We start from the raw sequence: 10,390 nt of genomic DNA, 5'->3' as shown, positions 1-10,390 counted from the left end.
GCCGTGACCACGAGGTCGGCGTTCTGCCCGTTGGAGATGAAGATCTTGGACCCGTCGACCACGTAGTCGTCGCCGTCGCGGACCGCCGACGTGCGGATTCCCGCGAGGTCGCTGCCGGTGCCGGGCTCGGACATCGCCACCGCGACGACCGACTCGCCGGCGGCGATGCCCGGGAGCCAGCGCTGCTTCTGCTCCTCGGTCGTCAGGTCGGTGAAGTACGGGATGACGATGTCGTTCGACAGCGCGATGCCCGCCATCCCGGACGACACGGGGTGGCGCGCGAGCTCCTCGCCCATCACCGCGTTGAAGCGGAAGTCGTCCGACCCGCCGCCGCCGAACCGCTCGGGGATGCCGAACCCGAGGATCCCCGCCTCGGCCGCCTGGACGAAGAGCTTGCGGTCGACCCGCCCCTCCGCGTCCCAGCGGTCGGCGTGGGGGCGTGCGTGCTGCTCGACGAAGGCGCGCACCATGTCGCGGAACTGCTCGTGCTCGTCCTCGTACAGGTCACGCGGCCCGATGATGCCGGTCATGCTGCCTCCGATCATCCTTGATCTCGACGTCCTACTTTTTATACCATGTTAGAAACCGTGGCAGCCAGGGGTTGATCCGAGCCTCTAGTCATGATGCGATGCTGGCGAGGTTTGAATCTGGATTAAGCAATCGCGCAAGGGAGCGTGACATGGGAGACCACCCCTCCCCGACGACGGACGGTCCCCGGCTGCGGGGCCGCGTCGCGGTCGTCACCGGGGCGAGCCGCGGCATCGGGTACGCGATCGCGCGGCGCTTCGCGGCCGAGGGCGCCGCGCTCGTGCTGACGGCACGGAAGCCGGACGCCCTGCGCGAGGCGGCGGAGGCGCTCGGGGACGTCCCGGTGCGGGTCGTGGCCGGCCGCGCCCAGGACCCGGACCACCGGCGCGAGGCGATCCGTACGGCCGTGGACGAGCTCGGCGGCCTGGACGTGCTGGTGAACAACGCGGGCATCAACCCCGTCTACGGTCCCCTCGTCGACCTGGACCACGAGGCGGCGCGCAAGATCCTCGAGGTCAACGTGCTGGGCACGCTCGGCTGGGTCCAGGAGGCGTGCGCCGCGGGCCTCGGGACGCGCGACGGCGCGGCCGTGCTCAACCTGTCGTCGGTGGTCGGCTCCGTCCCGTCGCCCGGGATCGGCTGGTACGGCGTGAGCAAGGCCGCCGTCTCCCACCTCACGGTGACCCTGGCGGCGGAGCTCGGTCCGCGGGTGCGGGTCAACGCGCTCGCCCCGGCGGTCGTGCGGACGCAGTTCGCCCGCGCGCTGTACGAGGGGCGCGAGGAGGCGGTGGCCGCGACCTACCCGATGCGGCGGCTGGGGACGCCCGACGACGTGGCCGCCGCCGCGGCCTACCTCTGCTCCGACGAGGCGGCCTGGGTCACCGGCCAGGTGCTGACCCTCGACGGCGGGCTGCTGGCGGCGGGAGGGACGGCGTGAGCGCCCGGGAGCCGGTGGGCGCCGGCGACGCCGCCGCCGCCGCCGACGCCGCCGACGTCGTCGAGCGCACCCGCCGCTTCGTCCGGGACGTGGTCCTCCCCGCGGAGCCGCCCGCGGGCACCGCCCTGGACGCCGCCGGGCGCCGCGCGCTGCAGCAGCAGGCCCGTGAGGCGGGGGTCTTCGCGCCGCACGTGCCGGTCCGCCTCGGCGGGCTCGGGCTGCCGCTGGGCGCGTGGTCCCCCGTCTTCCAGGAGGCCGGCTACTCCCCGGTGGGCCCGGCAGCCCTCAACTGCATGGCCCCGGACGAGGGGAACATGCTGCTGCTCGAGAGGATCGCCACCGCCGAGCAGCAGGAGCGGTTCCTCGCCCCGCTCGCCGCCGGCGAGGTGCGGTCGTGCTTCGCGATGACCGAGCCGCACCCCGGCGCCGGGTCCGACCCGGCCGCGCTGGCGACCACGGCGCGCCGCGTCGACGGCGGCTGGGTGCTCGACGGCGAGAAGCGGTTCGTCTCGGGGGCCGAGGAGGCGGGCTTCGCCATCGTCATGGCCCGCACGCCCGACCTCGGGGACGACGCGGCGACGCTCTTCCTCGTCCGCTCGGACGCCGGGGGGTTCGAGCTCGGCCACCGCGTGCGCACGCTCGAACGGGCGATCACCGGCGGGCACCCGCACGTCTTGCTCAGCGGCTGCTTCGTGCGCGACGACGACGTGCTGGGCACGCCCGGGGACGGCTTCCGCCACGCGCAGGTGCGCCTCGGCCCGGCCCGGCTGACCCACTGCATGCGGTGGCTCGGCCTCGCCCGGCGCGCCCACGACACCGCGCTCGACCGCGTGCGGCACCGCGAGCTGTTCGGCGCCCGGCTGTCGGACCTCGGGATCGCGCAGGGCATGATCGCCGACTCCGAGATCGACCTGGCCAGCAGCGCTGCCCTGATCGACCGGGCGGCCGCGGCGCTGGAGGGCGGGGACGTCCGCGGGGGCGCCCAGGCGTCGTCGATCGCCAAGGTGCACTGCTCCGAGGCCGTGGGTCGCGTCGTCGACCGAGCCGTGCAGCTGTGCGGGGGAGACGGCGTCACGCTCGAGCTGCCCCTGGCCGCGTTCCTCGACGAGGTGCGCCCGTTCCGCGTCTACGACGGGTCGAGCGAGACGCACCGCTGGGCGATCGCCCGCCGCGCCGTCGCGCGTCGGCGCCGCGAGGTCGAGGGCGGCGAACGGGTCCTGGACCGGGCGGAGGGGCGGCGATGACGGCGCTCACGAGCACGCCGGACGGCGTCGACGTCGTGCGGGCCCCGCGCCCTGGTGGCGGCGCCGTGGAGGCCGCGCGCCCGCCGCTGCTGGTGCTCGACCCGCTGGAGCGCTTCCTCGACGACGTCGGGATCCCCGCCGGGGAGCTGGCCTGGCGGCGGATCGGCGACGGCCAGGCGAACGTCACGTACGAGCTGCGACGCGGCGGGCAGCGCGTGGTGCTGCGCCGCGGCCCGCGGCCCCCGTTCCCGCCGTCGGCCCACGACATGGTGCGGGAGGCGCGCGTCGTCGCGGCGGTCGGGACGGCGGGCGTGCCGGTGCCGGCCGTGCGCGCGGTCTGCCCCGACGACGCCGTCGTCGGGGCGCCGTTCTACCTCATGGAGCTGGTCGAGGGAGAGGTGGTGACCGGTCGCCTCCCCGACGGGTTCGACGGCTCCGGCGACCGCGCCGTGCTGGTGCACGCGGCGGTCGACGCGCTCGCGGACCTGCACGCCGTCCCGCTCGAGGGCGACGTCGCCGCCCTCGGCCGCCCGGACGGCTACCTGGACCGCCAGGTGCGCCGGTTCGCCCAGCTGTGGCCGCTCAACACCCGGCGGTCGGTGCCGCTCGTGGAGTCCCTGGCGGAGCGGCTGGCGGCCACCCGTCCGGAGGGCGAGCGTGCCGCCGTCGTGCATGGCGACTACCGGCTGGGGAACCTCATGTTCGCGGCGCCCGACCGCGTGGCGGCGATCCTGGACTGGGAGATGGCGACGCTCGGCGACCCGCTCGCCGACCTCGGGTACCTCGTCGCGACCTACTCCGCACCCGGCTCCGCGCCCACGCCGATGGACCTCACGCCGGTCACCGCGGGGCCGGGGTTCCCGTCGCGCGCGGACCTCGTCGACCGGTACGCGGCGCGCACCGGGGCCGACGTCACGGCGCTGCCCTGGTACGAGGCGCTCGCGCTGTGGAAGTCGGCGATCTTCTGCGAGGCGATGTACTCCCGCTGGCTCGACGGGCAGCGCCCCGACGACGACTTCGCCCCGGCGCTCGCCGACGGCGTCCCCGCGCTCGCCGAGGCCGCCGCGCACGCCCTGCACCGTCACGAGAGAGGAAGCCGATGAAGATCGCGGTCCTGATGAAGGTGGTCCCGGACACGTACGGCGACCGGACGCTGTCCCTCGAGACGGGGCTCGCCGACCGGAGCCCCGACGACGCCGTCCTCGACGAGATCGACGAGCGGGCGCTCGAGGCGGCCCTGGCCCACGCGGACGAGCACCCCGACACCGAGGTGGTCGTGATCGCCATGGCGCCGGAGCTCGCGCAGACCAGCCTCCGCAAGGCGCTCGCCATGGGGGCGGCGTCGGCGCTCCAGGTGGTCGACGAGCGCCTCGTCGGGGCGGACGTCGTGCTGACCGCCGAGGTGCTCGCGGCGGCCGTCCGCCACGCCGGCGCCGACCTCGTGCTGGCCGGCGACGCGTCCACCGACGGGTCCGGGGGAGCGGTGCCCGCCGCCGTGGCGGAGGTGCTCGGCGTGCCGTGCGCGACGGCGCTGCGCGAGGTCGGCATCACGGACGCCGAGGTCACGGGCGTGCGCGTGTCGGACGGCGCCACGCTGCGCGTCTCGGCGCCCCTGCCCGCGGTCGTCTCCGTGACCGAGGCCACACCAGGCCCCCGGCTCACGGGCTTCAAGGGGATCATGGCCGCCAAGAAGAAGGTCGTCGAGACGGTGACGGCGACCGACCTGGGGGTGGAACCCGAGCCCCCGGACGCCGCGCGCTCGATCATGACCGCGATCACCCGTCGGCCGCCGCGCACGGCCGGCACCAGGATCGTCGACACGGGCGACGCCGGCGAGCAGGTGGCGCGCTTCCTCGTCGACGCCCGGCTGGCCTGAGGGAGGGGACGACATGACCGACGTCCGCGAGGAACCCGTCCTGGTGCTGCTCGACCGGGACCCGCAGGGCGGGCTCGCCCGCTCGTCCGCCGGCCTGCTGGCGGCCGCCGCGTCGATCGGCAGCCCCGTGGCCCTCGTGGTCGGGGCCGGTGCCGCGGACCAGGTGGTCGCCGCCGGAGCGCTCGGCGCCCGGCGGGTGCTGCACACGCCCGGCGACGCCGAGCGGCTCGGCGTGCCGGTCGTGGACGCGCTCGACGCCGCCGCCGGTCTCGTCCGGCCCGCGGCGGTGCTCGTGTCGCACTCGGTGGAGGGGCGTGAGGTGGCCGCGCGGTACGCCGTCCGGTCGCGCTCGGCGCTCGCCCTCGACGCGGTGGGAGTGTCGCGGGACGACGAGGGCGTCCTCGCGCACCACGCGGCCTACGGGGGCACGTACCTCGTCGACTCGGCCGCGACCTTCGGTGCCCCGGTCGTCACGCTGCGCGTGGGCGCCGTCGACGACCGCGCCCCGGCCGTCCATGACCCGCAGGGGGAGGAGCTCGCGGTGCCCGGGTCAGGACTGCCCGCGGCGGCGGTGCTCGCGGTCGAGCCCATCGGGTCGGGCTCCGAGCGGCCGGAGCTCCGCGGGGCGGCGACCGTGGTCTCCGGCGGTCGCGGTCTGGGCTCCGCCGAGGGCTTCGCGCTGGTCGAGCAGCTGGCGGACGCCCTCGGCGGGGCGGTCGGCGCCTCCCGGGCGGCCGTCGGCGCCGGGTTCGTGCCGGCGTCGTGCCAGGTCGGGCAGACCGGGGTGACGGTGTCGCCGAGGCTCTACGTGGCGCTCGGCATCTCGGGCGCGATCCAGCACCTCGCGGGCATGCAGACCGCCCAGACGATCGTCGTCGTCAACTCCGACGAGCACGCGCCGCTGTTCGAGATCGCGGACTTCGGCGTGGTGGGCGACGTCTTCGAGGTGGTGCCCCAGCTCGTCGCCGCGCTCGAGGCGAGGCGGGACGCATGACCCGGCAGGGGCTGCCCCGCCGGGTGGGAGGCCCGCCATGGCCGCTCGTGGACGACGTGCGCGACGGCGCGTCACCCGCGGCGTCCCGACCCGCCGGGGCGGACGGGACGACGAGCACCGCGGCGCCCGGAGCGGACGGGACGACGAGCGCCACGGCCGCCGGAGCGGATGCGGCGCGCGGTGGCCCGCGCCGCGGCCTCTCCCGCGTCGCTGGGCAGACGGGCGATGCCTGGGCCGCGTTGTCGGCGGGCGGCAGGGATGGTGCCGAGGATGGCGCCGAGGAAGGCGCCGGCCAGCTGGTGGCCGCGCGGGGCGCCGCGGCGTCGGCCGTGCGGCGCGGCCTGCCGAGGTTCGCGGGCGGGGAGCCCTGGCCTCCGGCCGGCACCGCGCCTCCGGGGCGGGGGATGGCCGGCGCGGCGGCCGTCGACGCGGCACGAGTGGGCCCGGAATCCGACGACGAGCGGGTCGCCGACGCCGGCCCGCGCGTCGGCGCGGCCGGGGGCGACGCGGGTGAGGGCGGCACGACGCGACCGGGGGAGGACGGGCCGACGCCGCACCCGGTCGCCGCGGCCCCGCGCCGTTGTCGGCCCCCGGCATGGGCGGGCCGGGCGGGGATCGCCGCCGCGGTGGCGGTCGTCGTCCTGGGCGCGCTCGTCCTGGCCGCGCGCTGGTGGGTCGGCACCGACGCGGGGCAGCGGTTCCTCGCGACCTATCCGGGCACCGCCCCGATGCCCGACGGCGCCCCGGTGGGCATCCCGGCGTGGCTGGCGTGGCAGCACTTCTTCAACGTGTTCCTGCTGGTGCTGGCGGTGCGGACCGGGCTGCAGGTGCGGCTGCAGCGCCGACCGGCGGCGTCGTGGGCGCCGCGCTCGGATCCGGCGGCGCGGATCGGGCTGATGGCCTGGGCGCACCAGGCGCTCGACGTGCTCTGGGTGCTCAACGGACTGCTCTACGTGGTGCTGCTGTTCACGACCGGGCAGTGGATGCGGATCGTCCCGGCCAGCTGGACCGTCGTCCCGGAGGCCTTGTCCGCCGGGATCCAGTACCTGTCGCTGCAGTGGCCCACCGAGGACGGATGGGTGCACTACAACGGGTTGCAGCAGCTCGCCTACTTCGTGACCGTCTTCGTCGCCGCGCCCCTGGCGATCCTCAGCGGGGTGCGCATGAGCGTGTACTGGCGGTCCCGGCCCGCGGCGGACCGGCTCGTCCCGATCGGGCTCGCCCGGCGGGTCCACTTCCCGGTGATGCTCTACTTCGTCGCGTTCGTCGTCCTGCACGTGACGCTGGTGCTGGCGACCGGGGCACGGCGCAACCTCGACCACATGTTCGCCGCGCGCGACGACGGGAGCTGGGTCGGCCTGGTGCTGTTCCTCGTCTCCGTCGTCGTGATCGCCGGCGCCGCCGCCGCGCTGCGTCCCGTCGTCGTCGCGCCCGTGGCCCGGCGCTTCGGCACCGTCAGCGGGCGCTGACAGACCTGCCTCGAACGTCCACCTCCCGAGCGTGAAGGAGCGACCATGAGCGACACCGTCGAGATCAAGAAGGGCCTCGCAGGGGTGACGGTCGACCGCACCGCGGTCTCGTCCGTCAACGCCGCGACCAACTCGCTGCTGTACCGGGGGTACCCGGTCCAGGAGCTCGCCGCGACCGCCTCGTTCGAGGAGGTGGTCCACCTGCTGTGGCACGGCGAGCTCCCCGACTCCGCCGGGCTCGAGCGCTTCATGGCGGCCGAACGGCGCCACCGCGCGCTCGCCCCCGACCTGGTGCGGGTACTCGACGGGCTGTCGTCCGCCGCCCACCCGATGGACGTGGTGCGTACGGCCGTCAGCATTCTCGGCACGGACGACCCGGACGCGTGGGACCACGAGCCGGACGCCGTCCTCGACAAGGCTCTCGTCCTGTATGCGACGCTGCCCACCGTCGTCGCCCACGTGCAGCGCCGCCGCCGCGGTCTGGAGCCCGTGCCGCCGCGCGACGACCTGGGCTACGCCGCGAACTTCCTGTGGATGTCGTTCGGCGAGGAGCCGGACGAGGTCGCGTGCCGGGCGTTCGACGTCTCGATGACGCTGTACGCGGAGCACTCGTTCAACGCGTCGACGTTCGCCGCGCGCGTCGTCACCTCGACGCTGTCCGACTACTACAGCGCGATCGTCGCGGCCATCGGCGCGCTCAAGGGCCCGCTGCACGGCGGGGCGAACGAGGCCGTCATGCACACGTTCGCCGAGATCGGGACGGCGGACGCCGCGGCCGGGTGGCTCGACGACGCGCTCGCGGCCAAGCGGAAGGTCATGGGCTTCGGCCACCGGGTCTACAAGCGCGGCGACTCGCGGGTCCCCACCATGAAGGCCGCCCTCGACACCCTGGTCGAGCACTACGACCGCCCCGACCTGGCGGCCCTGTACGACGCGCTCGAGGCGGAGTTCGTCGGCCGCAAGGGCATCTACCCGAACCTCGACTACCCCTCCGGCCCGGCCTACCACCTCATCGGCTTCGACACGGAGCTGTTCACCCCGATCTTCGTCGCCTCGCGCATCGCGGGCTGGACGGCCCACGTCCAGGAGCAGCTCGCCTCGAACGCGCTGATCCGGCCGCTCAGCGCCTACGACGGCGTGCCCGAGCGGCACGTCGACGGCTACGTGCCCGACGACGCCGCGCTCGCGGCCGCGACCCGGGAGGTGGAGCAGGCGGGGTAGCGGCACGCGCTCGGTGATAGAACACCTGTTCGAACCAGGGTTATCCTGCTCGCGTGGGAAGCAGGCGAGACGAGGCCGGCGGATCGTCCGGCGCGGTCGACCGGGTGCCGCTGCGCGACGCGGCGGAGGGCGCGCCGGGACGGTCGCGCGACGGCGCGCACGTCACGCGCCCCGAGCGCGGGATCCCCGTGCGGGCCTGGATCACGTCGCGCCAGTCCGGCGAGCAGCTCGTCGACGGCGAGGCGACCGCCTGGACCGACGCGCAGGTGCACGTCCGGTACGTCGACTCCCACGGTCGCGAGGGCTTCGTCTGGCTGTGGGCGGGCGCCGTCACCCGGCGGTAGGCGGGCGCCGTGCACCTGGTCGCGCACGGCTGTCGAGTCGGCGGACCGCGACCTAGCCTGAGAAGGCGACCCGTGGCGCCCGTCGCCACGCCCGCGTCGTCGAGAGGATCGCGTCATGAGGGACGTGCGCTGCGTGCTGGGCATGCACAAGTGGCTCCGGCGCCAGAACGAGGACTCGCAATACCTGCTCTGTGCGCGCTGCGGGCGGGACCGACCGACGGACGGGCGGGTGCCGCCGATCGGGCGGATGGTCTGACTGCATCCACCGTCCGCCCCCGTCGGCCGCCTGCGCCGGCCGACGCTCAGCCGGATCCTGCCGTGCTGGCGGAGACACCGAACGGCGGCCCGCCCCGAAGGGTGGGCCGCCGTCCGGGCGACGTCAGCGGGCCCGCGCAGGGCCGCCGATCAGATGTCGTAGTAGAGCTCGAACTCGTGGGGGTGCGGGCGCAGGCGGATCGGGTCGATCTCGTTGCTGCGCTTGTAGTCGATCCACGTGGCGATGAGGTCCTCGGAGAAGACGTCACCCTGCGTGAGGAACTCGTGGTCGCGCTCGAGGTTGTCGAGGGCCTCCTCGAGGGACGCGGGCACCTGGGCGATCTGCGCGTGCTCCTCGGGGGGCAGCTCGTACAGGTCCTTGTCGATCGGCGCCGGCGGCTCGATGCGGTTCTTGATGCCGTCGATGCCCGCGAGGAGCTGCGCGGCGAACGCGAGGTACGGGTTGGCCGTCGGGTCCGGCACGCGGAACTCGACGCGCTTGGCCTTCGGCGAGGAGCCGGTCACCGGGATGCGGATGCACGCGGAGCGGTTGCGGGCCGAGTAGACCAGGTTGACCGGGGCCTCGTAGCCGGGCACCAGGCGGCGGTAGGAGTTCACCGACGGGTTGGTGAAGGCGAGCAGCGACGGCGCGTGCTTGAGCAGGCCGCCGATGTACCAGCGGGCCGTGTCGGACAGGCCGCCGTAGCCCTTCTCGTCGTAGAACAGCGGCTCGCCGTTCAGCCACAGCGACTGGTGCGAGTGCATGCCCGAGCCGTTGTCGCCGAAGATCGGCTTCGGCATGAAGGTGACGGTCTTGCCGTGCTGCCAGGCGACGTTCTTGATGACGTACTTGAACTTCATCAGGTCGTCGGCCGAGTGCAGCAGCGTGTTGAACCGGTAGTTGATCTCCTGCTGGCCGGCGGTGCCCACCTCGTGGTGCGCGCGCTCGACGTCGAGCCCGACCTCCGCCAGGACCGCGCACATCTCGTCGCGCAAGTCGGCGAACTGGTCGTTGGGGGAGACGGGGAAGTAGCCGCCCTTGTAGCGGGTCTTGTACCCGAGGTTGCCGCCCTCCTCCTCACGCCCGGTGTTCCACGCGGCCTCGACCGAGTCGAGGCTGTAGAAGCTCTCGTGCTGGTTCGTCGAGAAGCGGACGTCGTCGAAGATGTAGAACTCGGCCTCGGGGGCGAAGAACGCGGTGTCCGCGATGCCGGTCGACTTCAGGTACGCCTCGGCCTTGGCGGCGATCGTGCGCGGGTCGCGCGAGTAGGGCTCGTCCGTGAACGGGTCCACGATGGAGAAGTTGACGATGAGCGTCTTGCGCTTGCGGAACGGGTCCAGGTACGCCGTGGTGACGTCCGGCACGAGCTTCATGTCCGACTCGTGGATCGCCTGGAAGCCGCGGATCGACGAACCGTCGAACATGAGGCCCTCGGTGAAGGAGTCCTCCGAGAACTGCTCCACGGGGATGTTGAAGTGCTGCATCACGCCCGGCAGGTCGATGAAGCGGACGTCGATGAAC

General features: G+C 74.4%; 10 protein-coding genes. 8 read left to right on the top strand and 2 right to left on the bottom strand.

Features of this window, described 5'->3' with window-relative positions; all coding sequences use genetic code 11:
* Positions 1-530 (bottom strand): acyl-CoA dehydrogenase family protein (locus ACFWEK_RS13550; RefSeq protein WP_430554384.1); only part of this gene is annotated, 530 nt, incomplete at its 3' end.
* A gap of 149 nt (positions 531-679) precedes the next feature.
* On the opposite strand from ACFWEK_RS13550, the gene ACFWEK_RS13545 reads away from it, so the two are divergent.
* The 8 genes from ACFWEK_RS13545 to ACFWEK_RS13510 all read left to right on the top strand — a co-directional run bounded on the left by ACFWEK_RS13545 (position 680) and on the right by ACFWEK_RS13510 (position 8,613).
* Positions 680-1,465, top strand: a complete 786-nt coding sequence (locus tag ACFWEK_RS13545; protein ID WP_430545175.1) for an SDR family oxidoreductase — start codon at positions 680-682, stop codon at positions 1,463-1,465.
* On the top strand, positions 1,462-2,709 hold the full coding sequence (locus ACFWEK_RS13540; protein WP_430554383.1) for an acyl-CoA dehydrogenase family protein: 1,248 nt from the start codon (positions 1,462-1,464) through the stop codon (positions 2,707-2,709). The genes ACFWEK_RS13545 and ACFWEK_RS13540 overlap by 4 nt, the downstream gene beginning before the upstream one ends.
* Positions 2,706-3,812: a phosphotransferase family protein gene (locus tag ACFWEK_RS13535; RefSeq protein WP_430554382.1), complete on the top strand. Its 1,107-nt coding sequence runs from the start codon at positions 2,706-2,708 to the stop codon at positions 3,810-3,812. Before ACFWEK_RS13540 ends, ACFWEK_RS13535 begins: the two co-directional genes overlap by 4 nt.
* Positions 3,809-4,585 carry an electron transfer flavoprotein subunit beta/FixA family protein gene (locus ACFWEK_RS13530; RefSeq protein ID WP_430554381.1) on the top strand — a complete coding sequence of 259 codons (777 nt, stop codon included), beginning with the start codon at positions 3,809-3,811 and terminating at the stop codon, positions 4,583-4,585. Before ACFWEK_RS13535 ends, ACFWEK_RS13530 begins: the two co-directional genes overlap by 4 nt.
* A gap of 13 nt (positions 4,586-4,598) precedes the next feature.
* Complete coding sequence (locus ACFWEK_RS13525; protein WP_430554380.1) at positions 4,599-5,579, top strand: electron transfer flavoprotein subunit alpha/FixB family protein; 981 nt, start codon at positions 4,599-4,601, stop codon at positions 5,577-5,579.
* Between the two features lie 299 nt (positions 5,580-5,878).
* On the top strand, positions 5,879-7,048 hold the full coding sequence (locus ACFWEK_RS13520; RefSeq protein WP_430554379.1) for a cytochrome b/b6 domain-containing protein: 1,170 nt from the start codon (positions 5,879-5,881) through the stop codon (positions 7,046-7,048).
* 45 nt (positions 7,049-7,093) lie between these two features.
* Positions 7,094-8,269, top strand: coding sequence for a bifunctional 2-methylcitrate synthase/citrate synthase (locus ACFWEK_RS13515; protein WP_430554378.1), 1,176 nt, complete (start codon positions 7,094-7,096; stop codon positions 8,267-8,269).
* A gap of 53 nt (positions 8,270-8,322) precedes the next feature.
* Entirely contained in the window at positions 8,323-8,613 is a 291-nt protein-coding gene (locus tag ACFWEK_RS13510) for a hypothetical protein (protein ID WP_430554377.1), read from the top strand.
* 405 nt (positions 8,614-9,018) lie between these two features.
* Here the strand turns inward: ACFWEK_RS13510 and glnA are convergent.
* The coding region (glnA, locus tag ACFWEK_RS13505) for a type I glutamate--ammonia ligase (protein WP_430554376.1) at positions 9,019-10,390 on the bottom strand (1,372 nt) is incomplete at its 5' end.

The sequence above is a fragment of the Isoptericola sp. NPDC060257 genome (assembly GCF_042726645.1).
Taxonomy (GTDB): Bacteria; Actinomycetota; Actinomycetes; order Actinomycetales; family Cellulomonadaceae; genus Isoptericola; species Isoptericola nanjingensis.
The sequence above is the reverse complement of the archived record's forward strand: the minus strand, read 5'-3'. Positions and strand labels throughout refer to the sequence as shown.